The organism is Rhodanobacter sp. OK091, from assembly GCF_900142825.1.
Lineage (GTDB): Bacteria > Pseudomonadota > Gammaproteobacteria > Xanthomonadales > Rhodanobacteraceae > Rhodanobacter.
Genome location: NZ_FRCH01000002.1, coordinates 1,143,467 through 1,165,664 on the forward strand (window position 1 = coordinate 1,143,467; position 22,198 = coordinate 1,165,664).

Below are 22,198 nucleotides of genomic sequence, written 5' to 3' on the forward strand. Positions count from 1 at the left end.
CGGCAAGTGTGATGCCCGCTCTGCATACCCATGAGCGCTCGGTCGAACAGCGAGACGGCCGCGGCCAGCAACTGGATCGAGTCCACTGATTAGTCGCAAGGATTGAATCGGTCGCGACACGCCCCACCTTGAATGGCATTGCCCGCGTACGGGCCCGCGTCATCTCCGATCCGTCCTGCGAGAGCCCATGAGCGACGCCACTACCGACACGCCCCGCCCCATCCGCCGTATCGGCGCGTTGCGCGAACTCTGGCCCTTCGTGAAACCGCATCGCGCGCTGGCGATTGGCTGGCTGGTGTTCCTGGGCCTGTCGTCCGGCGCCTCGCTGGTGCTGCCGATGGCGTTTCGCCACATCATCGACCAAGGCTTCGGGCATTCCAGCCAGGCGGTGATCAACGAGACCTTCATCGCCCTGTTCGGCGTGGCATTGGTACTCGCCATCGCCACCGCCGCGCGCTACTTCTGCATCACCTTGCTCAGCGAGCGTGCGTTGGCCTCGCTGCGGCAAAAACTGTACGCACAGGTGATCCGGCTCGACGTCAGCTTCTTCGAGCGCAGCCGCGTCGGCGAGCTGCTGTCACGCCTGAGTGCCGATACCGAAGTGGTGCAGGCGCTGATCGGCTCTGGCGTCTCCGTGGCATTGCGCAGTGCCGTGATGCTGATCGGCGCGGCGGTGGCGATGGTGTGGACCGCGCCCTCGCTGGCCGGCCTCACTGCGCTGGTGATTCCGGCCGTGATGCTGCCGATCCTGGTGTTCGGCCGCCGCGTGCAGAAACTTTCGCGCGCCAGTCAGGATCGTCTCGCCGATGCCGCCGCAATCGCCAACGAGACGCTCAACGCATCCACCGCGGTCAAAGCGTATGCGCGCGAGGATATCGAGAGCACCCGCTACGGCAGCGCGATCATGCGTGCACTGGCCACCGCGCGCCGGCGTATCGGCATGCGCTCGCTGCTGACCATGGCAGTGATCGTGCTGGTGTTCGGCGCGATCACCCTGGTGCTGTGGGCCGGTGCACGCCACGTGCTGGCCGGCACGCTGGGCGCCGGCGTGCTGGGTCAGTTCGTGCTGTACGCCGTATTCGCCGCCGGCTCAGTAGCCGGCCTGTCCGAAGTGTGGGGCGACGTACTGCGCGCCGCCGGCGCGATGGAGCGTATCGGCGAACTGCTGGCCGAGCGCGCCGAGATCATCGATCCGGCACAACCGCTCGCCCTGCCCCGTCCTATGCAAGGCGCGCTGCGTTTCGACAGCGTGACCTTCCATTACCCGACCCGACCCCATGCCCCTGCGCTGCACGACTTCACGCTGGATATCCGCCCGGGCGAAACCGTCGCCCTGGTCGGTCCCTCCGGCGCTGGCAAGAGCACCGTATTCGCGCTGCTGCTGCGCTTCTACGACCCACAAAGCGGCCACATCAGCGTCGACGGCATCGACCTGCGCGCGCTGACCCTAACCGAGCTGCGCGGCGCGATTGCGCTGGTGCCGCAGGAAACCGTGATCTTCAGCGGCAGCGCCGCCGACAACATCCGCTTCGGCCGCGAAGGCGCCAGCGACGAGGAAGTACACGAAGCCGCCCGCGCCGCCGAAGCACACGACTTCATCAGCGCACTCAACGACGGCTATCAGGCCGAAATGGGCGAACGCGGCGTGCGCCTGTCCGGCGGCCAGCGCCAGCGCATCGCGATCGCCCGCGCAATCCTGCGCGACGCTCCGCTGCTGTTGCTCGACGAAGCCACTTCGTCACTCGATGCGCAATCGGAGGCGGCGATCCAGCAGGCGCTGGAACGTCTCGAAAAAGGCCGTACCACTCTGGTCATCGCCCATCGCCTCGCCACCGTGCAACGCGCCGACCGCATCGTCGTGATGGACGGCGGGCGCATCGTGGCGCAGGGCACGCACGAGAGCCTGCTGGCCGAGGGCGGCCTGTATGCAGAGCTGGCGCGGTTGCAGTTTGTGGCTTGACGTTCGGAAGTGCTGCCGAGTTTTGGATTCCGCGAAATCGATGGATCCGATCGAGTGCGTCGACTATCGAACTAGCGCTTCGCGTTGGGCTTGACGGGGGAAAACCAGAGACGCTGGTGTGCAAGGTCCATGGTGATGATCCATTCGCGCAGGATCGGTGCGCCAATGTTTCCATCGACGACGAGGTCTTGCACCTGTGCCTTCGCCTGCAACTGAACGTGCGGGGCCAGGGCGAGATTCGCGGGTTGACCGCGAGTCGCTGCAGGATCCAACCCTAGGGCGACGGCGACGGCACGATTGACGATCAAGGCGCCGTCGCTGCCGCAATCAAGCTCGAACCAGAGCTTTCCCTTCGCGGTGGGTACTCCCACCAGCGGAGTGAGCGATGCGCCACCCACCTCCCGCGCCAGACGCATCGGCAGCTCGGTCGCGTGCGCGGTGCGCACTTTCGCACTGGCTGGCGTCTCGATGATCAAGTGGCCGCCCGACAGGTCGAGCGTAACCACCTGCCCCGCAAAGGCATCCAGCGCCACCGATCCGTCCAGCGGGGGTGCATCCTTCGGCAGCAATTTGGAGAAATCCCACACACCCGCCTCGGGGATCGTGATCGAGTGGCCGGCCACCTTCAGCTTCACGCCATCGCAGCGCGGCAAGTCGAGGCGATCCCCCCGCATTCGCATCCCCGATAGCCGCCCCCATGGTTCGCACCCGGCCTTGTCCGCACCACCGGGCGTGAGCACCGTCAGCCCGCCTGCTGTGTCGAGCAACACGGTGGCGGGGCTGCCGCCCACCTGCACCTGCATGGAGGGCACGGCGCCCAGATAGGACGTCAGCGGAATCACCCATGCCGGCGCGGGCTCCGCAGCGTGGGACACTCCGATGGCACCGAGAGCGATCACGAAGGCGATGGACCATCTGCGTTTGGGCACGTTGCTGCTCCTGGGCTGGACTCCGCGCAAGATAGCGGACCCGCCAGCGCGCACCATCGGTCGAAAGTCATTTAACGCGACTCAGTGCGCGGACTCCTCCCGCTCCGCATCCATCGCCCGCTTCACCGCGGCAACGAACTCGCGCCGCGCGGCGACCAGTGCGTCGGACGTCGCGTGCGGCCATGCACCCACCTGGGCGATCACCAGCTGGCGTGCGGGATCGACGTAGACCATCTGACCGAAGATGCCGATGGCGGCATAACTGCCGTCGCTATCCGTCCACCACAGATAACCGTAGCCGCGGTCGGGCTCGTCGACGCTGGTCTGACGGCGCAGCGCGCCCTGCAGCCAGGCCTCGGCAATCACCGGCTTGCCGGCAATGCGGCCGCCGTCGAGCATGAATTGCCCCAGCCGCGCGTAGTCACCCAACGTAGCCGACAGGCCGCTGCCGCCGGTGTCTTTGCCATCGCATTCGTCCTTGATCCAGTACGCATCGGCGGCCATGCCGTACGGCTTCCAGATGGTCTGCGAAAGATACGTAGCCAGTGAACGGTGCGTAGCCCGCTGCACCAGGATGCCGAGCAGATCGGTTTCCGCGGTGTTGTAGTTCCAGTGCGCGCCGGCGGGCCATTGCCGCGGCTGTTTGCGCAGGTACGACAGCACATGCGCCTGGCCGTCGACGCAGGCACCGAGATACATCTGTGCCACGTCCGACTTGGCGTCGGCGTAGTCCTCGTTCCAGTGCACGCCGGAGGTCATCGTCAGCAACTGCTGCACAGTGACTTTGGCGTAAGCGCTGTCACGCAATTCCGGAATGTAGGTGCCCAACGTGTCGTCCATGCTGTGGATGTCGCCCCGCTGCAGCGCGATCCCCAGCAAGGTGGAGGTAACCGACTTCGCCACCGAGAAAGACTCCCAGCGCTGCTCCGGCCCGAAGCCCAACGCATAACGCTGCAGGCGGATGCGGCCGCGCTGCAGCACCATCACGCCGGCGAGGTGGTGCTGGTCCATGTAGCCGGTCAACCACGCCGATGCGTCCTGCCCCGGCATCGCCAGCGGCTTGCCCGGTGGCAGCTCGTGGACACGCGTACCGTGCTCGGCGCGGTCGCTGGGAAACAGCTTGCCCATCTGCCGGAACTGCGCCTCGCGCTGCGCCTGTGGCCAGAACAGCACCGCTTCGCGTTGCTGACCGATAGTTGGGGCGGGCTGCTCGCCAACCGCTGGCAGCGAGACGGTCAGGCAGAGTGCGGCGACCAACAGGCAGGTGCGGATTTTTGGACCCATGGCGGTGCGTGTCGGGTAGTTGCGGAATCGACATGTTACTGGCCCGCGATGCCATTGATCGCTGGTGGCATAGCCCGATTCCTCTCCGGCGAGTATCTGGCTCGCTGACGTGCACCCTGATCCACCCCCTTTCTTTCACCTGAAAGTCACGCGCGCTTTCACGCCGCCGTCCACAACGTGGTGGTCCCATGCTGACTGTATGAGTCAGCGCCGAGCGTCATCCGCGGACTCGCACTTCGGAACAACGCCTGCGCAAGCCGGCGTCCCCGATTCGTTTCACCACCCAAGGAGTTCCCCATGATCAAGCGCTTGCTTCCCCTGTTGATTGGACTTTCGGTTTGCGGCGCCGCTCTCGCGCAGAACACGCCTGCCACCGCTCAGTCGTCGGGCGGTACCGTTACCATGCATCACACCACCACGACGGTGACCACCTGGTCGGCCCAGCCGCCCACTGGCGGGACTAGCGAAGAGGCCGTCAAAACCTCGATCGCCAACGCCGGCTACAAGGAAGTGAAGGGCCTGAAATTCAAAGACGGCGTATGGCGCAGCAAGGCCCGCGGCGGCAACAAGAAGTGGGTCGAACTCGCGGTCGGGCCGGTCAACGGCAAAGTGTATGCGGCCGACGCACCGTCCAAACTCAACAAGGACGAGATCAGCGCCAAGCTGGTTACAGCCGGCTATCAGAACGTCAAGGACGTGAAGTTCGATGACGGCTTGTGGGCCGCTGAAGCCAAGACGGCGCATGGCGACGATGTCGACCTGCTGGTCGATCCGGACGATGGCAGTGTGGTGGCCAAGTCGCGCGATTGATTATTGCGTCTGCGAGGGTCACGGAAGCCCGGCGCGTTGGTGCGCCGGGCTTCTTCGTTTGGATAACCGAGATGGGGCGAATTTGAAGTTGGCGCGATTGCAGCATCCAGCTAAAACCCGGCGCCTTTTAGTACACCCTGCCCACTCAGCGCCCCGTCATCTTCAACGCGGCCTCGGGCAAACGTTCGCCTTTAATCTCGATCTTCGACGCCACCGCGTTGATCTCGTCGAGATCGCCACTGGTCAACTCCAGATCGACCGCACCCAGATTCTCTTCAAGGCGATGCAATTTGGTCGTCCCCGGAATCGGCACGATCCATGGCTTCTGCGCGAGCAGCCATGCCAAGGCCACCTGCGCCGGCGTCGCGTGCTTGCGCTCGGCGACCGTCTTGATCAAGTCCACCAGAGCGAAATTCGCCTTGCGCGCTTCGGGGGAGAAGCGAGGCACGTTATTGCGGAAATCAGTCGCATCGAACTTTGTGTTCTCGTCGATCTTGCCGGTCAGGAACCCGGCGCCCAGTGGACTGAATGGCACGAAGCCGATGCCGAGTTCTTCGAGAAGCGGCAGAAGCTCCGCTTCGGGCCCGCGCCAGAACAGCGAGTATTCGCTCTGGACGGCCGTCACTGGTTGCACGGCATGTGCGCGGCGAATCGTCTGGATACCCGCCTCCGACAGGCCGAAGTGCTTCACCTTGCCCTCGGCGATCAGCTCCTTGACCACACCGGCCACGTCTTCGATCGGCACCTGCGGATCGACGCGGTGCTGGTACAACAGGTCGATGCGATCGGTGCGCAGGCGGTTGAGGCAACCTTCCACCGCAGCCTTGATGTGCTCGGGGCGGCTGTTGGTGCCACTACCGCGTTCGCCGGTTTGTGGATTGATATCGAAGCCGAACTTGGTTGCGATGACCACCTTGTCGCGAATGGGAGCAAGCGCCTCGCCGACAAGCTCTTCGTTGGCGAACGGCCCGTACGCTTCGGCCGTATCGAACAAGGTGACGCCGCGGTCGTGGGCGCCGCGGATCAGCTTGATCATCTCCAGCCTGTCGGCGGGCGGGCCGTACGCAGCGGTCATGCTCATGCAGCCAAGGCCCAGCGCCGAGACTTCCAGATGGTCGTTGCCTAATTTGCGGTTCTTCATGGATCTACTCCGTTCGTTGTTTCAGCCAGCCTGTCACCCGTTCCATCGTTTGCCTTTCCTGATCCGCCTGCATCGAGAAGCCAGGGTGGAGTCGCGCCTTCGGTGCATGGCCGGCGAGGATGGATAAGCTGTTTCCCACCCCGTAACCACCATGGGTGACGAAGGGAACCAAGGTCCTCCCGGACAGATCGTGCGCGGACAGGAAGGCGCGAATGATCGGTGGGGCGGTCTCTCCCCAGATGGGGAATCCAAGGAACACGGTGTCGTAGTCGGCCATAGTGGAAACCTTGGTCTCCAATGTGGGCTCGTAGCCACCATCGCGCTCTTGTCGTGCCCGTTCGACCGTTTCCAGGTAATCCTCCGGATAAGGTCTGGCAGGCAGGATCTCGAACAGTTCGGTGCCTAGCGCTCGGTGAATCAGTCCGGCGACGACGCGCGTGTTGCCCGAGCGCGAGAAGTAAGCCACCAATGTCCGCGAACCCGCTCGCCGCGCTTGTCGGCCATCGGCAATTGTTGCGACTGTGCCGCCAAGAGCAAGAAAGGTAGCCAGCGAAAAGCTCACTGCTCTGCGCACCGGGTCATGAGGTGACGACATGTTGCCTCCCGCGGGTCAGTGCAATCCCCGCACGAGGACAATCTAGTGCCGAAGAACGACAGGCACTAGATGGCATAATCGGAAATGGTTAATAACCGGAGCGGATAAATGCCGACCGAGAGCTACGACCAGCTCGCGATTTTTTCGGTGGTAGCACGGGAGCGCAGCTTCACCCGTGCGGCGGCCAAGCTCGGCATGTCGCAACCCGCGTTGAGCCGGGCCATGCGTCAGCTGGAAGAACGATTGGGCGTCCGGCTCCTTGCGCGCACGACGCGTAGCGTTTCCCCCACGGAGGCCGGCGAGCACCTGCTGCGGGTGATCGCTCCACGATTCGAAGAAATCGACACGGAACTGGCGCTGCTCAGCGAGTTCAGGGACAAGCCCGCCGGCAGGTTGCGCATCACGGCCGGCGAACATGCGGCGATCTCCGTCCTGCAGCCCGTACTGGCGAAGATCCTGCCGCAGCATCCGGACATCCACGTCGAGATCACCGTGGACTACGGCCTCACCGATATCGTGGCCGAAGGCTACGACGCCGGCGTCCGGCTGGGTGAGCAAGTCGCCAAGGACATGATCGCGGTGCGCATCGGGCCCGACGTGCGGATGGCCGTGGTCGGTTCTCCTGATTACTTCGCCCGGCATCCGCGCCCCAAGACCCCACGCGATCTCACGCGGCATAACTGCATCGCCATCCGCCTGCCGACTTATGGCGGCATCTTCCCCTGGGAGTTCGAGAAGAAAGGCGAAGAGTTGAAAGTGCGCGTCGAGGGCCAGCTGGTGTTCAACAATATCGCGATGCGCCTGGACGCCGCCCTCAAGGGACTGGGACTGGCCTACATGCCCGAGGATCTGGTGCAGACGCATGTCGCGAAGGGGCGACTGATACGCGTGCTATCGGACTGGTGCCCATCGTTTCCTGGATATCACCTCTACTATCCGAGCAGGCGCCAAAGCTCACTCGCCTTCACGTTGTTCCGCGACGCTTTGCGCTATCCGGGCTAATTGCTCGCTCACTTCCGCCCGGCGGTTTCGACCAGATACTTGTCCAATGCCTCGCGGACGCGTCTGGCCGCATCGGCATCACCGTGTTCGGCCAATACCTGCGTCAATTGCCGCAGCTGCGAAGCGGTCAGGCCGACTCTCATGCTGGCGGCCACGTGCGAACGCAACTGCGGTTCCACGCCTGGCGTTGCGGCCAGCGCACCGACCGTGGCCAGCTCGCGGCTCGGCCAGTCGAGGTTGTCGCGTTCGAAGATGTCGCCGAACAAATGAGTTTGCAGGAACTGATTGATGACGGGCGCGAAGTCGAATAGCGGGCCTTTGACGGGCGCGCCGGAAATGCGGGTCTGGTTCGCGGTGCCCGCCGCCAGCAAGGCATCACCCGTGGGCACGGGACGACTGGGCTCGCGCCCCGGCGCGTCATGGATGCCGCGCTGCCGGCGCTCTTCCATCACCTTCTTCAGTTCGCCCAACGCGTTGAGGCTGCGCGGAAAACCGACATAGGCGTAGAGCTGCACCAGGATTTCCTTTGCCTCACTGATGGTCAGGCCCGCATCCAGTCCCTGGCTCAATGCAGCGCGGAGCCTCGGCATGTCGCTCGTGGCCATGAAGGCGGCAATCAGTGGAATGGATTGCTGCCTGGCGGACAGCGTCTCGGACGTGGGCTGCTCGTGGGTCATGGCATGGGGCTCCGCGATGTTCTGAAAGGCGTACCCCGGCGCCATCGCCAACTCCGCACCCAGGGCCAGGGCTGCTGCCAGCAAGCGAGATTTATGGAGTCTCGCGGGCGTTGTATTGCTCATCAGACACTTTCTCCATCCAGTCCACGCTCTTGCCATCCACAGCACCGGTGATCGCCAGATGGGTCATCGCACTTTTCGGCGCAGCGCCGTGCCAGTGCTTCACGCCCGGTGGGCACACGACGACGTCGCCGGGATGGATTTCCCGCACGGGCCTGCCCCATTCCTGGACCAGACCCACGCCAGAGGTCACCACCAATCGCTGCCCGGCAGGATGCGTGTGCCACGCCGAACGCGCGCCAGGCTGGAACGTCACGTAGGCACCGGAGGCATGGATCTCGCTGCTGGCCGGAAACAAAGGCTCGACCTGGACCTTTCCGGTGAAGTAATCCGCCGGCCCGGCGGTGATGGGCTGGATGCCCGCGCGGATGATCTGTTGTGCGGCCGAGTGCGACTCGGCTGCGCCGCCAACGGGGATCGCCATGCATGCCGCGATGCCCAACAAGGTTTTGTTCATGGAAACGAGTTCTCTTGGTTTGGAGTGGGATCGAGTCAGAGCGTCCGACCATAGAACGGCGTCAGCTTGCCCATGGCGGCATCCACATACTTCGGTACCCAGTAGGTTTCGATGTGCGTCGCGCCATCTATCTTGTACAACTCCTTGTCCTTTGCGCCGGTAGCCTTCTTGAACGCGTCCTCAGTCATGTACAAGCTGTCGGCCTTGCTACCCGCCATCATCAGCAACGGCTTGTCGATCAGTTCGATCTGGTTGGTGGCATCGAAGCTCATCAGGTCAAGCAAGCTGCTCATGGTGTACTTGAAGGTCGAGCCGGGGTGCGCGTACGTCTTCCAGTAGTACTCGTAACCTTGCCGATACAGATCGAACGGCAATTTCGCGATCTGCTCATCGGTCAGATTGGCATCGCCTGCATAGAGAACTTCCCCGCCGGCCGCTTCCTGGGCGCGGGCAGCCGAAGCCTGCCGCAGGCGCTCCTGGATAGTGGACAGCTGCGAATCCATGTAGCCATTGCGACGGACGCGGCCGGAGTTGAACATGCTCAAGGTCGCGATCGCCTTGAATCGCTTGTCGGTTTCCGCGGCCTGCAACGCATAGCCGCCGCCACCGCAGATGCCGAGCAGGCCCAGGCGCGTGCTGTCGACGCCCGGATAGCGGTCGATGTAATCCGCCATGCCATGGATGTCCTCGATGCGGTTGGCGGGTTTGTCCACGCTGCGCGGCTGGCCACCGCTCGCTCCTTGATATGCGGCATCCGCAGTGATCGTGATATAGCCCTGCTCCGCCAATCGCTGGGCATACAAGCCGGCCACTTGTTCCTTCACGCCACCATTCGGGTGCGCCACGACAACGGCGGGATATTTCTTCTGCGGGTCATAATTCGCAGGGGTATACACGTTGGCGGAAATATCGAGGTCGTGCAGCTTGTACGTGACCGGGTGGATATGGACCTTGCCCGGCTCGTTCTTCGTGATCGCCCCGTCGTAGACCAGGGTGAACGGATTCTTCTTGTAATCCGCCGCGCCGGCATTGCCCGCCGAGATTCCGATCATGGCGGCCATGAGTGGGGCCATCAAAGTTTTGCGCTTCATTTGTGTGCTCCATGGATAGAACGTCCGCGCCGCAGCGGGCGCACTCCTCATCGATCCAGATGTTTCTCGGCGAGGAATGTCGACACCAGGTCCGCGATCTGGACGTTGTTGAGATCAGAGAAGATGAAATGGGTGTTGCCGCGGATGCCGATGTCCGGAAGATGCACAAGGGTCACGTCACCGCCATGCCTGTTGACGGTGTCCCGCCACTGACGCGCCATCTGGAGCCTCGCGCGCCAGCTGTCCTGCGCAGGCAAGTCCACCGGGTGATCGGGAATGTTGTCGCCGTACAAGACGAGGATAGGGATCTTCGTCAGCGCCATGAATTGCGACCTGGAAACAGCAGCGCCTTGCACGGTATCGAAGGCGCTCGGGATCGACGCCGGCATTTCGCCCTCGGGGAAGAGGAAGCTGCTTCCCGGCTCGAACGCGACGATTGCCTTGACGTTACGGCTCTTGATGGCCGTCAGCCAACCCGGGCCGCCACCCTGCGAGTGAGTGAAGAGGATGCCGGGGCCGATCTTGTCGAACAGTGCCGCGACCGCATCGGAGAGCACGCCCATGTCGAACGGCCCCGTGTTCGGGGTCATCGCGCGGAAGAACTGATCGAGCGTCTCATGGCTATGGTCGAACTTCACGCCGTCGAAATAATTCGGCCAGAGACCGATGCGGAACTGATTGAACCAGAGCTGCTCGTCGGGCGTCGGCTTGATGGTCGTCTCGACCATGCTGCGGCCGGCGTCGCCGCGGCGTGGCTGATCGATCAGGTAGGTGGAAAAGTGGCGACGCAGAAAGATGGTCTGGAATCCCTCGCGACCGTCAGCCGTCGTCTCCCAGCTTTTCGAGGACTGCCCCGCGCCATGCCACATCACGATCGGAAGCCGACGTGCGTTTACCGGAATCTGGTAGAACGCATAAACGTGGTCGCCGCGATAAGTCTGACCATCGGGCTTCGTCGGGTGGTATGGATCAAAAGTGCCAGGCTGCGTGGCCACCGTGCCGCCGGCGATCAAACTTCCCTGCTCCTCGATGGACAGCGGACTGCGGTTCGCCGCAGCCGCGCCAGCGCACAAGGCGAGATAAAGCAGGCCCGCACCAAACATGGAAAAGCAGCTGCGGACGATGCCCTTCTTCATGGATTGCTCTCCGTCTAAATCACAGAGAACAACCTACCGTCCAGGCATTGATCGATAAAGATCGCTGACCGGATAGCACTGATACCCGACCCGCATAAGTGACGACGTCGAAAGCCGTCACGGCGCTGATTTGAGCCTGGTCATGTCATCCGATGGATCGATCTCTACCGGCCCGCCGCAGGAATCATCCCGATGGTGCTCATCCATGTTTCGGCCAGGGCTGGCCAGTGTGTGATCGGATTCGACGTTGGTCTCAGTCCGAACGCGTGCCCGCCGTGTGCATACAGATGCATTTCCGTCGGCACGCCGGCATTCTTCAGCGCAGTGAAATAGACCAGGGATTGCTCGACGCCGTCCACGTTGTCGTCTTCTGCCTGTACCAGAAACGTGGGCGGCGTTTCGCGGGAGACCGGAACATTGGGGTTCAACTTGCCGTCGTCGGTCGCCAGATGTCCCGGATAGATGGGCATGGCGAAATCCGGGCGGGCACTTTCCTTGTCGGCAGCGTCTACCGGTGAATACAGTCGCCGCGCGAAGTTCGTGCTGATCTCCGCCACCATGTACCCACCCGCTGAAAACCCGAGCACGCCCACCTTGTGGGGATCGATGTGCCATTGCGCAGCGTGGGAACGGACAAGCCTCATCGTTCGCTGGGCGTCCTCCAACGACGGCACCGACAAGGCCCGATTGTGCGGACGACAATCGCATTGCCAGACATAAGGCGCACTCGGAACGCGATACTTCAACAAGATGCAGGTGATGCCCCTGGACGTCAGCCAGTCGCAGACATCGGTGCCTTCGAGGTCCATGGCCAGGATCTGGAAACCGCCGCCCGGAAACACAACAATCGCCGCCCCCGTATTTTTTCCCGTGGGCGCATACACCGTCATCGTCGGCCGGGTCACATTGGTCACCGCAGTCACCGGCTTGCCAGCCAACAACTTGTCGCTCACCTTCGCCGTTTCCGGACCGGGGACTTGCTGTGCATCAGGCACCGCTCCCGGCCAGATCGGTATTTGCGTGCTTCCCGCTGCGAGTTGCGAAACGGTTGTCGCCGCGTGTGCGCTTCCGCATGCGACCAGCAGGCATAGGGCAATCATAGGGCAATCGTCCAAAATTTCATGACGCTCTCCATGTTGGCACTCGCCAAAGTTGTGCGATCAAGGCAGAAATCGGATCCGATGCTGCATGCCGCATCTGGCCTGCCGCAGCCGCTTCCGTGGATTTCTTCGGGCAGGCCCGCTGCATGGGCCGACGACGGGTCCCCCGGCAAGCCCGTCGATGTCATCATCGCCATAGGGCACGTCGAATAACCACGAATTGTACGAGCGCACCCCGTGCGCGAAACTCCTCGCCACCGCATCGCACCGTGCTTTCGCGCACAGGGTGCGCTCCTACATGACGATCCCGACAAGCCACATGAGAACTGCGGAGATTTACGTGAACGCAACGATGGATTTCGCCGACTACGAAGTCGGCTACGACATTCCCGCCCTGCCGGGCATGGACGAGGCGGATATCCAGACGCCTTGCCTGATCCTCGACCTCGATGCGCTGGAGCGCAACATCGTCAAGATGGGCAAATACGCGAAAGATCACGGCGTGCGCCATCGCAGCCACGGCAAGATGCACAAGTCGGTCGATGTGCAGAAGTTGCAGGAAAGCCTGGGCGATGCGGTCGGCGTCTGCTGCCAGAAGGTTTCCGAAGCGGAGGTCTTTGCGCGTGGCGGCATCAAGGACATCCTCGTATCGAACCAGGTGCGCGATCCGGACAAGATCGACAGGCTCGCGCGCCTGCCGGCATATGGCGCGCGGATCATCGTCTGCGTCGACGACGTGGCGAACGTGGCCGAACTTTCGGCCGCAGCGCAAAAGCACGGCACCACTATCGAGTGCCTCGTCGAGATCGACTGCGGCGCGGGCCGCTGCGGCGTCGCCACGGCCAGCGAAGCGGTCGATATCGCCAAAGCCATCGACGCCGCGCCGGCGCTGACATTCACCGGCATCCAGGCGTACCAGGGCGCCATGCAGCATCTGGAAAGCTACCAGGACCGCAAGGCCAAGCTCGACGACGCCATCGCACGGGTGAAACCCATGATCGAGAGTCTGCAAGCGGCCGGGCTGACACCTGAGCTCGTCTCGGGTGGCGGCACAGGCTCGTATTACTTCGAGTCGAATTCAGGCATCTACAACGAACTGCAATGCGGCAGCTATGCCTTCATGGATGCGGACTACGGGCGCATCAAGGACAAGGACGGCCATCGCATCGACCAGGGCGAATGGGAGCATGCGCTATTCATCCTGACCTCGGTGATGAGCCACGCGAAACCCGGTCAGGCGGTGTGCGATGCGGGACTCAAGGTGCAGTCGCTCGATAGCGGCCTTCCCTTCATCCACGGCCGCGACGATGTGGCATACATCAGCGCCTCGGACGAACACGGCGTGATCGAGGACCCGCACGGCGTTCTGCGCATCAATGAAAAACTGAAGCTCGTCCCCGGACATTGCGACCCGACTTGCAACCTCCACGACTGGTACGTCGGCGTGCGCAACGGCAAGGTGGGGGTAGTCTGGCCGGTTTCGGCGCGCGGAAAGAGCTATTGACGCGCTCGTCGCCGAGAAGGAAATCACCGGGTCGATGGAGCCCCGGTAGCCTTCGAAACGCTTCAACCCCGCCGCGCGGGCAAGAAGCGGCTGTTGCGCAGCAGTCCCGCCGAGACCAGCGACACCAGCACGCCGACCGGGAATATCTCTCCGAACGTCATCGGCAGGCGGAACATCGGGTTCGCGTACTGGATCTTGAACGCCTCCATGTCGGTGCTCAGCTTTGCCAATGCCTCGGCGCTCGCGCCCTTCGCCTTCTCGCTCGCGATGATCGCATTCGCATAGGAAGTAGCGAAATCCATGTGCGTCATCGCCTGCACCGCTTCCCACGCGGCCACGTAGAAGATCCCGGCGATAAAGCTGACGCCCAGCCCGACCCCGAGCGCCGGCCAGAACCCGATCACCCCGCCCCGGTCCACGTCCCGGTGCCGCTTGATCCCCACGAACACCGCGCTCAATGCGATCAGCATCGTCGTATAGCCGATCACCATGCCGTATTTCAGCGGCGGCATCCCGGAGAACAAGACAAAGGTGACGAGCTCGAAGCCGCCAACGACCAGGCCCGCGATCAGGCCGTACTTCAGGATGGTGCGCAACATGGTGTAACTCCTCAGTGGTGGGAAGGGCCGCCATTGACCGCGATCCGGGGTCGCCCGGCAATCGCCCGAACGGGTGATTTCGGCCTATTCATCCCGAATAATCACCCGGATACCGGGCGTCAGGGCACGATCCCCAACTCGCGCGCCCGGCGGATCGCCTCGGTGCGCCGCTTCGCGCCCAGCTTCTCGAACACTCGCGCCACGTGCGTCTTGACCGTGTTCGGCGACACGTGGAGGTGCGCCGCGATCTCCTTGTTGGTGTGGCCGGCGGCCAATTCGTGCAGCACCTGCAGCTCCCGATCGCTCAGGCCCAGCGCCGCCTGCGCCTTCGGGTTGCCGTCGAAGGCGGCCGGCGCCGGTGCGGCGAAGACCCGCACGCCCAGCACGATGCCGAGTACCAGGAAAGCCGCCGCGACGAGAAACAGGTAGACGTCGCCCGAATGCATCCGCGCCAGGCGCTGGTAGTCGAGCCACTGCAAGGCGAGCGTTCCCGCCCCCAGCAGCGCCCCGTAGCCGACCACCCGCTTCCACATCCCCGTCTCCGCTCGCCCCATACGAGGTCATCTTAGCGCTGGTGTGCGAGCGGCAAGAAAAAGGGCCACTGGCGGCAGTCAATGGACCCACCGGCAGCGTGCGCTGGGCCGACGGCAGAATCGGGCATGTCCTACACGCCAAGGGGGCGATGGATGGCGGTGGCCATGCGCGCCAGTTGGATATGTTGGATCCGCCAACGAGTCCGGCCCGAACCGACAAGGAGTCAGGCGAGAGCCGCCCCTACGGCGTCTGGTGGAGCCGACGACCGAGCCACTTAAATCGCCCCTCCAGACTGGTACAGGGAAGTTCTTCCCTGCTTTCGCAGCCAGATCACTAGATTCAATTGAGCATTCAGAAATTCGGCCGCCTGGCGATCGACATGCGCTTGCCGATCAACTGGCTCGATGTGCGCAGAGGGGATCCGCCATGGGCTCACGTTTCGCTTTCTGGACAAGTCTCGGAAGTCGTGGAGGGGACGTGTCCGCAGCGTCACGTCACTAGGTAGCACGGGCTCCTTTGCCCTGTCGTTCGCTTCATCGCGAACGGTCCCGCCCGATGCCGATGTGATTACGCAACTATCGCGACGCGGGACGGTGTGGAGGACAGACGTCGACGATGATGTCTGTGCCGACAACCGCGAAAAAATCAGCGAGTGCGCCGAAGGCAAGCCAGGGGATGCAGCAATGCGTTTGTTCAACGCTTTGGCCAGAACGCCCACGCTCCTTAAGAGCCAGGCTGGCGAGCGCTGATCCATCTGGAACTGGAGGGAATGTCCCGTAATGAGGCGTCGTACACCAGAAGGGTAGTGACCACGTCTTGCGCGCTGTGTCTTGGAATTTAACCAACCGAAGGAGATAGCTATGGCAACGGCAAAACAAAAGTCCGTGACCAAGTGTCCTTATGAAAGGGTTGTTTTCACCCCTGAAGACCATGAGGTGATGGACGCCGCACTTGATTACAACCCGGAACTGCGCCTGTGCGCCGGCATTGCAAGGGTCGCCCGGAAAGCAAAGCTCAAGTATCCGGTGAAGTCCGTACAAGACCTTCTATCGCTGTTGCCGAAAAGGCCCGTGTACGCTGAGGAGCACCATTTGCGACCCGGCGGCGTTGAGACATACATGCGAAAGGAATATTTCCCGATCGCTAACGAGCGAGAGCTCATTTCCCGGTGCTACTTGGCGCTGATGGCGTGTAACGAAGCGATGCGATGGGCGGCGACGGCACCCGCAAACGCCCAAACTCTTCTGAGGGAATACAAGCTCGCATCACAACCTAAGGGAGCACGCTAATGTCTAGTGGAGGAACATTCTGCCCCGCGGGGCAATGGACACCTATCTACCAAGGGCCAAGCTTCGGATTCGTGTACGTGACCAATGTCATGACCGTCCCCGTCAGGGTTAACTGGCGTGCCTACACTGCGTCGCCGTTTTGGTACTCGGATGGATCGACGGATATCGATCCTGGCGAACAGAAGACGATAGGATTTGGCGTCCCCACACCCTATGTGCAATTTGAAGTCAATCCACCTTTCGATTCCATTCTTTGGGGTCACTAAAACTCCGTCCTGTGATTGTTCCATTTGGCGGAGGTCAGCTAGGCGCGGCCATGGAGGCCGCTGAGCTCCACGCCGCGCCGCAGCTTCGAAACGGGATGAGAAAGCCTGATGAAAAGATCGGAGCCAGGTTCACTTTCTCACGGCAGTAAGTGAACCTGACCCTGATAGTCGTCTGCTGCAGCCGCTCCTCCAGCGTCAGGTCGAAGAATGGCTTCTTCATCCAACGCCCTGCGCGCGACTGCACCACGATCACGCTCGCAACGACTTTCCGCAGATGACCTCGCGTGTCGCGAACAGTCGCTGAAGTTGTAGGTGGCGTGGTGAGGATCGCCAAGGCGCAGGGAGTAGTTGGCGCTCAGCACATCAGACCTTTTCCTCATCCAAGAGCTCGCGGATGCGCTTCAGAGTCGACTGAATGGCAGCCTTGAACCCTTTGTCGCTGTCCATCCACGCTTGGGCGGCCTGTTCCTCAGGACCATTGGCTGCTTTGTCGCGCAGGCCCAGATAGCAATAGAAGCGGAGTTGCAGATCGCCGTTCTCGTCCTCGAAGAGCTCGTTGATGATCGCGCCCTCTCGCGGGCTCGTCGCCTGGAAGAAGGTCATCTTCGTTTCTGCGTCGAAGGTGATGATCTCGGTAATGTCGTCACCCAGGATGGTCGCCTCACGCACCAAGTGCGAGTCGCTCTCTTCGACGATCTCGCAGCGAGTGCACTCATCGGGTGGGAAAAAGAGTTTTGCGTCACGCGCCTTTTGGACCAACCCTTCCCACACTTGGGCGCGGGTCAGCCGGGCTTGGCCGGGAGCATTTACCGGCAGCGTGGCAGTTGAGTAAATCATGATGAAATTCCTTGAGTAGAGTGAAGTTGAGGTCGAATCAGACGGCAGCCGCAATTTCTGCGGCGAAGTCGCGATAAGAGCGCAAGGGACGACCCAGCAGCTGACTCAGTCGCTCGACGTCGCCCGTCTCGGGAACCATGCCGTCGGTAAGAAAGCGCTCGGCCATCTGGCGCATGTCGTATGCCATCCACGCAGGCATGAACTGACGCAAGTTCTGCTCGAAGCCGGCCGTGTCATCGCCGCCGTAGGCAATCGTGCGGTTGAGCGCTTCCGTCCAGATGCCTGCCACTTCAGTGCCCGTCAGAGTGTCCGGGCCGACCAAGTTCATGCGAGTCAGCGCGCTGCCATCAGGTGCCCGGTCGCGGGAGAGCAGTTCGATGGCCGCGATCTCGCCAATGTCGCGCGCATCGATCATGGCAAGACCCTTGCTGCCGATGGGCATGGGATACACGCCGTAGCCCAGCACCACATCCTTGATCGTCAGGTCGTTGTTCATGAAGTAGGCCGGACGCAAGATGGTGGCGTTGAAACCCATCTGCTCGATCATGCGCTCCACGCCAAACTTGCCTGCGAAGTGCGGCACGTTCACATAGCGGTCGCTGTGGATGACCGAGAGGTAGACGACCCGCTTGACGCCGGCGTCGCGCGCCACGTTGAGGGTGATGAGCGCTTGGGTGAACTCATCGGCCACCACAGCGTTGAGCAGAAAAAGAGTGGAGATGCCCTGGAAGGCGCTGCGCAAGGCATCAACATCGAGCAGGTCGCCCTGAACGACCTCCACCCCATCGGGCAGGTTGGCAGCGCTTGGATTGCGGACCAAGGCGCGCACCTTGGCGCCACGCTGGGTGAGTTGCTGGATGACGTGCCGGCCGACATTGCCGGTGGCGCCAGTTACGAGAATGGTCATGGGACTGCTCCGGGTTGGTTTGGAGGCTCTATGGTTGGTGATTCGCAGGTGGTCCGATAGCCCATATACTTGGACCTTCTGTCTCATGGGTGGAACACATGGACCTGCTGGCCCTGGCGGACTTCAACCTGGTGGCGCGTCATGGGGGCTTCGGCCGGGCGGCCAGGGCGGCTGATCGGCCTAAGGCCACGCTGTCACGGCGGGTAGCGGACTTAGAAGCCAGCTTGGGAGTACGCCTGTTCGAACGGGGCTCTCACGCCTTGAAGCTGACCCAAGAGGGCCTAGCCCTATTCGAGCGCACCGAAAGGTTGCTCACTGAGTTGGGTGAAGCGGCTACTGCGATCGCTTCGGGAGGCGAAACGCCCCGCGGCAAGCTGCGCATCAGCGCACCGTTGCTGTTCTCCCAGATTGCCTTGGGCAAACTGTCGGCCGAGTTCGTGCTGCGTTATCCAGAAGTGCGCCTGGAAATCACGACCGAAGATCGGCCGGTGGACATGGTGGAAGAAGGGTATGACCTGGTGATCCGGGTCAATCCTGATCCCAACGAACATTTGATCGGGCGCGTCCTGCTTCGCGATCGCTTGGTGGCGGTAGCTAGTCCTGATTTGCAAAGGCCGGTGGCAGATGCACCGGTGCCGGCAGTAGTGCGCGCATCTAGCAATCAGTCAGGCTGGGACCTGAGAACCCATGAGGGCGATGTACGTGTATCCATTGACCCGATCTTGCGACTCGCTTCACTCATCATGATTCGCGATGCGGTGCGCACTGGGATAGGCGCAGCCATGCTTCCTCTATCGCTGGTGGCCAGCGACCTGCATGCAGGGGCGCTTGTGCACTGGGGCGATGGGAAGGGCCCGCCGATAGAGATCTGGGCGCTCTATCCTTCGCGCCGCTTGCTGAGCTCGCGCGTATCGGCCTTCCTGGAATTCTTGAAAGAGGCCTTTCCGCTAGGACAGCCAGAAGAGCTGGCCGCTTACATCAAAGGCTGAGCATCGTCATCTTGCACCCCGGCACTCATCCCAACTGGATGTCCGCCTTCGGCCAGAAAAGGGCATCGCCGCGATGACTCATGAAGCCGCGAAGGTGTTTGTGGAGAAAGGGGCGCCAAAGCATGCTTGATGCAGGCGTCCAAACCCTCACCGGGCCAGATAGAAATCCATGGGGATAAGCTCGACGGCCCATCCGCCTTCTTCGCCCAGCGTGGCGGCCGGGTGCATGGATGCGATGCGTAGCGCCTCGTCATGGCTGTCCGCCTCGATGATGAACAGACCACCCACCACTTCCTTCGACTCGGTGTAAGGCCCATCGCTGACGTGCGTCTTGCCGCCGCGCGGGCGAAGCGTCCTCCAGCTGTCCAGATCGCCAAGCGACGCCGAAACCAGAACCTTGCCGGTAGCGCGCATCTTCTCGTCCAATGCCGGGCATTGGCTCACCAATGCCTTGACGTCGTCGGGCGCCATCGCGGCGAATTTTTCGGGGGTGAAGTAGGCCAGGCCGAGGTATTTCATGGGAGATCCTTTGAGGGGGTATGCACTGACGACGAAGCTGATGCTCGGAAATCGACAATGCGCTGGGAGAGTTTGTAGCGGATCTCGGCCAGCCTGTCCGCTTTGGGTCGACCTCTGGCCGCCCAGCTTGCCCGGAAGATCGGAGTCAGGTCCGCTTTTTCACGCGCGGTGCGCCGGGTTGCTTGCTCGCCAGCTTCTCCAGCTCTTGCAGCAGTAGCGCAACCGGTGCCTTGAGTCGCGGCGGTAACGGGCGGTGGACAAGCCATGCGACGATATCGGACTTGAAGTCGCTCACAGCAAGCACCTTCAGTTTCTCCCGGTACGCGCTTGTTGCGAGCAGGTCGGCGGTAATCATTCCAACGCCAACGCCACGCGAGACCAACGACAGTTGCAGATCGGCACCGATGGCTTCCACCGCGACGTCGAATGGCAGCCCTTGCGCTTCCATCGAGCGGCGCAATGCGGATCGCATGCCGCAACCGTTCTGGCTGAGAACCCAGGGAAAGGCGGAAAGATCCTTCAAGCTGACCCGCGTACGCAGATTCAGGGCCGGTGACGCGACGATTTTGACCGGCTGCCGGCCGAATGCATGGGCAGTCATGCCGGCTGGGGGTGCCGTGTTTTCCGCGACCCCGATGACGGCGGCATCCAGCATGCCCTGCTCCACGTGTTCGACCAGGCTCTGCGACCAGCTGGTCTGGATGCGCAGGGTGAGTCGGGGGAAACGCTCGCGCAGGCAATCCACCGGTGTGGCAAGCGTCAAGTCCGCGAGGTAGGGCGGCATGCCCAGTCGCAGCTCGCCCGATGGCTCGGCATCTTCGCGAACCAGCGCCATCAGATTCGCCTCGGCCTGGAGCACCTGGCGCCCCATTTCGTAGACCTCGCGCCCCGCTGCGGTTGGTCGCAGTGGTTTGGACTGCCGGTCCAGCAATTCGACGCCAAGCAGCGTCTCCAGGCTCTGCATGCGACGTGTTACGGCTGGCTGCGTGAGATGCATTGCTGCTGCCGCCTGCACGATCGAGCCGGTCTCGACGACGGCGATGAACGCGCTTATGTCACGGGTGTTCATGGGGTTGGCCTATCCAAAAATATAGCTAATACACATATTAACTATGAATATTATTCAATTGAAGCATGATCTTCGCGTATTTAACATCGGATGCCTCCTGCTTGGAAAGGCCTTCACGATGCGATTCGATTCCCCACACCATCTCGCTATCGGAGAAGCGCGCGCACCGATACCGGCGTTGACTGGTCCCTTGACCGCGCTGTTCGCATTCGCCGTGAGCGTCATCATCATCAACCTCACGGCAGCGCAGCCATTGACGGGGCCCGTTGCCCGCGCATTGCACCTGCCTGCGTCACTCGCAGGATTGATCGCGATGCTTCCGCAACTCGGTTATGCAGTGGGCATGCTTTTCCTCGTGCCGCTCGCGGACTTGCTGGAAAATCGCCGACTCACCGTCATGACTCTGGCTTGCTGCGCATTGATGCTCGCACTGGCCGCGGTAGCACCGACAGCATCCCTGTTTCTCTTCGCCATCTGCCTCGCCGGCACGACATCGTGTGCGATCCAGATCCTGGTGCCATTGGCGGCGGCCATGGCACACCCGGATCGCCGCGGCAGTGCGGTGGGCAATGTGATGAGTGGCGTCATGCTTGGCATCCTGTTCTCAAGGCCGCTGGCCAGTGTCGTGGCCGGCGCATTGGGCTGGCGCGTCTTCTACGGCATTCTCGCGGGACTCGACGCATTGCTCGCCGTCGCGCTGTGGCGCTGGCTACCGTTGCGCCAGCCTGTGAGCGGCCAGACGTATCCGGCACTTGTCGCATCGCTGTGGACCCTGTGGCGGCGCGATGCAGTACTGCGTCGTTACGCGTATTCCGCCGCCATCGTGATGGCCGCTTTTGGCGCTTTCTGGACCGGGATAGCCCTGCGCCTGATACAGGCACCCTTCTCGCTCGGCAGTAACGGTGTGGCGATGTTCGCGTTCGCTGGCGTGGCCGGCATCGTCATTGCGCCTCTGGCCGGCAACGCCGGCGACCGCGGGTATAGCGCAGTGGGTATGCCCATCGCACATGTCTGCTTGCTCGCTGGAAGCATGCTTGCCGGCATCGCCGGCACAGGCTGGTTCGGCCTGAACATCGCGATACATCGGGATCTTGCGCTGGCTTTGCTAGTAGCCGCCGCGATCATCATCGATGCAGGCGCCATCGGCGACCAGACGCTCGGCCGACGTGCCATCAACATGCTTGACCCGGAAGCGCGCAGCCGTTTGAACGGCCTCTTCGTCGGCGTGTTCTTCATCGGGGGTGGCATCGGTGCGGCAAGCGCTGGTGTGGTGTGGGCGGTCGCGGGATGGGCCGGCATCTGCGCGCTTTGCGTGACCTTCAGCGTGTTGGCATTCGTCGGCGACATGTTTGCGCGGCGTCCACGGATGGATATGGACTGAGG

General features: G+C 62.4%; 23 protein-coding genes. 7 read left to right on the forward strand and 16 right to left on the reverse strand.

Features of this window, described 5'->3' with window-relative positions; genetic code table 11:
* The first annotated feature begins 187 nt into the window (after nucleotides 1-187).
* Nucleotides 188-1,960, forward strand: coding sequence for an ABC transporter transmembrane domain-containing protein (locus tag BUA26_RS14480; protein WP_072761485.1), 1,773 nt, complete (start codon nucleotides 188-190; stop codon nucleotides 1,958-1,960).
* A gap of 71 nt (nucleotides 1,961-2,031) precedes the next feature.
* On the opposite strand, the gene BUA26_RS14485 is transcribed toward BUA26_RS14480, so the two are convergent.
* Together BUA26_RS14485 and BUA26_RS14490 are read right to left on the reverse strand one after the other, a co-directional pair.
* Nucleotides 2,032-2,889: a hypothetical protein gene (locus BUA26_RS14485; protein WP_072761486.1), complete on the reverse strand. Its 858-nt coding sequence runs from the start codon at nucleotides 2,887-2,889 to the stop codon at nucleotides 2,032-2,034.
* 81 nt (nucleotides 2,890-2,970) lie between these two features.
* Entirely contained in the window at nucleotides 2,971-4,173 is a 1,203-nt protein-coding gene (locus BUA26_RS14490) for a serine hydrolase domain-containing protein (RefSeq protein WP_072761487.1), read from the reverse strand.
* Nucleotides 4,174-4,470: 297 nt separating this feature from the next.
* On the opposite strand from BUA26_RS14490, the gene BUA26_RS14495 reads away from it, so the two are divergent.
* Entirely contained in the window at nucleotides 4,471-4,983 is a 513-nt protein-coding gene (locus tag BUA26_RS14495; RefSeq protein ID WP_083573013.1) for a PepSY domain-containing protein, read from the forward strand.
* 145 nt (nucleotides 4,984-5,128) lie between these two features.
* Here the strand turns inward: BUA26_RS14495 and BUA26_RS14500 are convergent, their stop codons facing one another.
* Entirely contained in the window at nucleotides 5,129-6,124 is a 996-nt protein-coding gene (locus tag BUA26_RS14500; protein ID WP_072761488.1) for an aldo/keto reductase, read from the reverse strand.
* A gap of 4 nt (nucleotides 6,125-6,128) precedes the next feature.
* Nucleotides 6,129-6,719 (reverse strand): flavodoxin, encoded by a 591-nt coding sequence (locus tag BUA26_RS14505; protein ID WP_072761489.1) that lies wholly within the window; start codon nucleotides 6,717-6,719, stop codon nucleotides 6,129-6,131.
* Nucleotides 6,720-6,827: 108 nt separating this feature from the next.
* Here BUA26_RS14505 and BUA26_RS14510 point away from each other — a divergent pair, with 108 nt between their 5' ends.
* Nucleotides 6,828-7,721, forward strand: coding sequence for a LysR family transcriptional regulator (locus BUA26_RS14510; RefSeq protein WP_072761490.1), 894 nt, complete (start codon nucleotides 6,828-6,830; stop codon nucleotides 7,719-7,721).
* 8 nt (nucleotides 7,722-7,729) lie between these two features.
* Here BUA26_RS14510 and BUA26_RS14515 read toward each other — a convergent pair whose 3' ends face one another.
* The 5 genes from BUA26_RS14515 to BUA26_RS14535 form a co-directional block, all read right to left on the reverse strand.
* Nucleotides 7,730-8,398, reverse strand: a complete 669-nt coding sequence (locus tag BUA26_RS14515) for a carboxymuconolactone decarboxylase family protein (RefSeq protein WP_072761631.1) — start codon at nucleotides 8,396-8,398, stop codon at nucleotides 7,730-7,732.
* Nucleotides 8,399-8,489: 91 nt separating this feature from the next.
* Entirely contained in the window at nucleotides 8,490-8,975 is a 486-nt protein-coding gene (locus BUA26_RS14520) for a (R)-mandelonitrile lyase (RefSeq protein ID WP_072761491.1), read from the reverse strand.
* A gap of 35 nt (nucleotides 8,976-9,010) precedes the next feature.
* Nucleotides 9,011-10,066 (reverse strand): alpha/beta hydrolase, encoded by a 1,056-nt coding sequence (locus tag BUA26_RS14525; protein WP_072761492.1) that lies wholly within the window; start codon nucleotides 10,064-10,066, stop codon nucleotides 9,011-9,013.
* A 47-nt stretch (nucleotides 10,067-10,113) separates the two neighbouring features.
* The gene (locus BUA26_RS14530; RefSeq protein WP_083573015.1) at nucleotides 10,114-11,202 is read right to left on the reverse strand and encodes an alpha/beta hydrolase; all 1,089 of its coding nucleotides are present in this window, start codon (nucleotides 11,200-11,202) and stop codon (nucleotides 10,114-10,116) included.
* A 164-nt stretch (nucleotides 11,203-11,366) separates the two neighbouring features.
* Complete coding sequence (locus BUA26_RS14535; RefSeq protein ID WP_072761493.1) at nucleotides 11,367-12,302, reverse strand: alpha/beta hydrolase; 936 nt, start codon at nucleotides 12,300-12,302, stop codon at nucleotides 11,367-11,369.
* Between the two features lie 340 nt (nucleotides 12,303-12,642).
* Between BUA26_RS14535 and bhcC the strand changes: the two genes are divergently transcribed.
* Nucleotides 12,643-13,806 (forward strand): 3-hydroxy-D-aspartate aldolase BhcC, encoded by a 1,164-nt coding sequence (gene bhcC / locus BUA26_RS14540; RefSeq protein ID WP_072761633.1) that lies wholly within the window; start codon nucleotides 12,643-12,645, stop codon nucleotides 13,804-13,806.
* A gap of 62 nt (nucleotides 13,807-13,868) precedes the next feature.
* Here the strand turns inward: bhcC and BUA26_RS14545 are convergent, their stop codons facing one another.
* Nucleotides 13,869-14,405: a DUF4199 domain-containing protein gene (locus BUA26_RS14545; RefSeq protein ID WP_072761494.1), complete on the reverse strand. Its 537-nt coding sequence runs from the start codon at nucleotides 14,403-14,405 to the stop codon at nucleotides 13,869-13,871.
* Between the two features lie 119 nt (nucleotides 14,406-14,524).
* Complete coding sequence (locus BUA26_RS14550; RefSeq protein ID WP_072761495.1) at nucleotides 14,525-14,938, reverse strand: helix-turn-helix transcriptional regulator; 414 nt, start codon at nucleotides 14,936-14,938, stop codon at nucleotides 14,525-14,527.
* An 861-nt stretch (nucleotides 14,939-15,799) separates the two neighbouring features.
* Between BUA26_RS14550 and BUA26_RS14560 the strand changes: the two genes are divergently transcribed.
* Nucleotides 15,800-16,228, forward strand: a complete 429-nt coding sequence (locus tag BUA26_RS14560; protein ID WP_072761497.1) for a hypothetical protein — start codon at nucleotides 15,800-15,802, stop codon at nucleotides 16,226-16,228.
* A 300-nt stretch (nucleotides 16,229-16,528) separates the two neighbouring features.
* On the opposite strand, the gene BUA26_RS14565 is transcribed toward BUA26_RS14560, so the two are convergent.
* From BUA26_RS14565 to BUA26_RS14575, 3 genes are all read right to left on the reverse strand, one after another.
* Nucleotides 16,529-16,714 carry a hypothetical protein gene (locus tag BUA26_RS14565; RefSeq protein WP_072761498.1) on the reverse strand — a complete coding sequence of 62 codons (186 nt, stop codon included), beginning with the start codon at nucleotides 16,712-16,714 and terminating at the stop codon, nucleotides 16,529-16,531.
* Nucleotides 16,715-16,857: 143 nt separating this feature from the next.
* Nucleotides 16,858-17,331 carry an AtaL-like protein gene (locus BUA26_RS14570; RefSeq protein ID WP_072761499.1) on the reverse strand — a complete coding sequence of 158 codons (474 nt, stop codon included), beginning with the start codon at nucleotides 17,329-17,331 and terminating at the stop codon, nucleotides 16,858-16,860.
* A 37-nt stretch (nucleotides 17,332-17,368) separates the two neighbouring features.
* A complete protein-coding gene (locus BUA26_RS14575) occupies nucleotides 17,369-18,238 on the reverse strand; it encodes an SDR family oxidoreductase (protein WP_072761500.1) in 870 nt (289 codons plus the stop codon).
* A gap of 98 nt (nucleotides 18,239-18,336) precedes the next feature.
* Between BUA26_RS14575 and BUA26_RS14580 the strand changes: the two genes are divergently transcribed.
* Nucleotides 18,337-19,227: a LysR family transcriptional regulator gene (locus BUA26_RS14580; RefSeq protein ID WP_072761501.1), complete on the forward strand. Its 891-nt coding sequence runs from the start codon at nucleotides 18,337-18,339 to the stop codon at nucleotides 19,225-19,227.
* Between the two features lie 147 nt (nucleotides 19,228-19,374).
* On the opposite strand, the gene BUA26_RS14585 is transcribed toward BUA26_RS14580, so the two are convergent.
* Together BUA26_RS14585 and BUA26_RS14590 are read right to left on the reverse strand one after the other, a co-directional pair.
* On the reverse strand, nucleotides 19,375-19,746 hold the full coding sequence (locus tag BUA26_RS14585) for a YciI family protein (RefSeq protein ID WP_072761502.1): 372 nt from the start codon (nucleotides 19,744-19,746) through the stop codon (nucleotides 19,375-19,377).
* Between the two features lie 145 nt (nucleotides 19,747-19,891).
* Nucleotides 19,892-20,815: a LysR family transcriptional regulator gene (locus BUA26_RS14590; RefSeq protein ID WP_072761503.1), complete on the reverse strand. Its 924-nt coding sequence runs from the start codon at nucleotides 20,813-20,815 to the stop codon at nucleotides 19,892-19,894.
* Between the two features lie 178 nt (nucleotides 20,816-20,993).
* Here BUA26_RS14590 and BUA26_RS14595 point away from each other — a divergent pair, with 178 nt between their 5' ends.
* Complete coding sequence (locus BUA26_RS14595; RefSeq protein ID WP_218587831.1) at nucleotides 20,994-22,196, forward strand: MFS transporter; 1,203 nt, start codon at nucleotides 20,994-20,996, stop codon at nucleotides 22,194-22,196.
* Nucleotides 22,197-22,198: the final 2 nt, after the last annotated feature.

What these genes read in the sequence shown, in the direction of transcription:
- BUA26_RS14480 (WP_072761485.1), top strand. Translation starts at nt 188, where the DNA reads ATGAGCGACGCCACTACCGACACGCCCCGCCCCATCCGCCGTATCGGC.
- BUA26_RS14490 (WP_072761487.1), bottom strand. Translation starts at nt 4,173, where the DNA reads ATGGGTCCAAAAATCCGCACCTGCCTGTTGGTCGCCGCACTCTGCCTG.
- BUA26_RS14495 (WP_083573013.1), top strand. Translation starts at nt 4,471, where the DNA reads ATGATCAAGCGCTTGCTTCCCCTGTTGATTGGACTTTCGGTTTGCGGC.
- BUA26_RS14500 (WP_072761488.1), bottom strand. Translation starts at nt 6,124, where the DNA reads ATGAAGAACCGCAAATTAGGCAACGACCATCTGGAAGTCTCGGCGCTG.
- BUA26_RS14505 (WP_072761489.1), bottom strand. Translation starts at nt 6,719, where the DNA reads ATGTCGTCACCTCATGACCCGGTGCGCAGAGCAGTGAGCTTTTCGCTG.
- BUA26_RS14510 (WP_072761490.1), top strand. Translation starts at nt 6,828, where the DNA reads ATGCCGACCGAGAGCTACGACCAGCTCGCGATTTTTTCGGTGGTAGCA.
- BUA26_RS14515 (WP_072761631.1), bottom strand. Translation starts at nt 8,398, where the DNA reads ATGACCCACGAGCAGCCCACGTCCGAGACGCTGTCCGCCAGGCAGCAA.
- BUA26_RS14520 (WP_072761491.1), bottom strand. Translation starts at nt 8,975, where the DNA reads ATGAACAAAACCTTGTTGGGCATCGCGGCATGCATGGCGATCCCCGTT.
- BUA26_RS14525 (WP_072761492.1), bottom strand. Translation starts at nt 10,066, where the DNA reads ATGAAGCGCAAAACTTTGATGGCCCCACTCATGGCCGCCATGATCGGA.
- BUA26_RS14530 (WP_083573015.1), bottom strand. Translation starts at nt 11,202, where the DNA reads ATGAAGAAGGGCATCGTCCGCAGCTGCTTTTCCATGTTTGGTGCGGGC.
- BUA26_RS14535 (WP_072761493.1), bottom strand. Translation starts at nt 12,302, where the DNA reads ATGATTGCCCTATGCCTGCTGGTCGCATGCGGAAGCGCACACGCGGCG.
- BUA26_RS14545 (WP_072761494.1), bottom strand. Translation starts at nt 14,405, where the DNA reads ATGTTGCGCACCATCCTGAAGTACGGCCTGATCGCGGGCCTGGTCGTT.
- BUA26_RS14550 (WP_072761495.1), bottom strand. Translation starts at nt 14,938, where the DNA reads ATGTGGAAGCGGGTGGTCGGCTACGGGGCGCTGCTGGGGGCGGGAACG.
- BUA26_RS14560 (WP_072761497.1), top strand. Translation starts at nt 15,800, where the DNA reads ATGGCAACGGCAAAACAAAAGTCCGTGACCAAGTGTCCTTATGAAAGG.
- BUA26_RS14565 (WP_072761498.1), bottom strand. Translation starts at nt 16,714, where the DNA reads ATGAAGAAGCCATTCTTCGACCTGACGCTGGAGGAGCGGCTGCAGCAG.
- BUA26_RS14570 (WP_072761499.1), bottom strand. Translation starts at nt 17,331, where the DNA reads ATGATTTACTCAACTGCCACGCTGCCGGTAAATGCTCCCGGCCAAGCC.
- BUA26_RS14575 (WP_072761500.1), bottom strand. Translation starts at nt 18,238, where the DNA reads ATGACCATTCTCGTAACTGGCGCCACCGGCAATGTCGGCCGGCACGTC.
- BUA26_RS14580 (WP_072761501.1), top strand. Translation starts at nt 18,337, where the DNA reads ATGGACCTGCTGGCCCTGGCGGACTTCAACCTGGTGGCGCGTCATGGG.
- BUA26_RS14585 (WP_072761502.1), bottom strand. Translation starts at nt 19,746, where the DNA reads ATGAAATACCTCGGCCTGGCCTACTTCACCCCCGAAAAATTCGCCGCG.
- BUA26_RS14590 (WP_072761503.1), bottom strand. Translation starts at nt 20,815, where the DNA reads ATGAACACCCGTGACATAAGCGCGTTCATCGCCGTCGTCGAGACCGGC.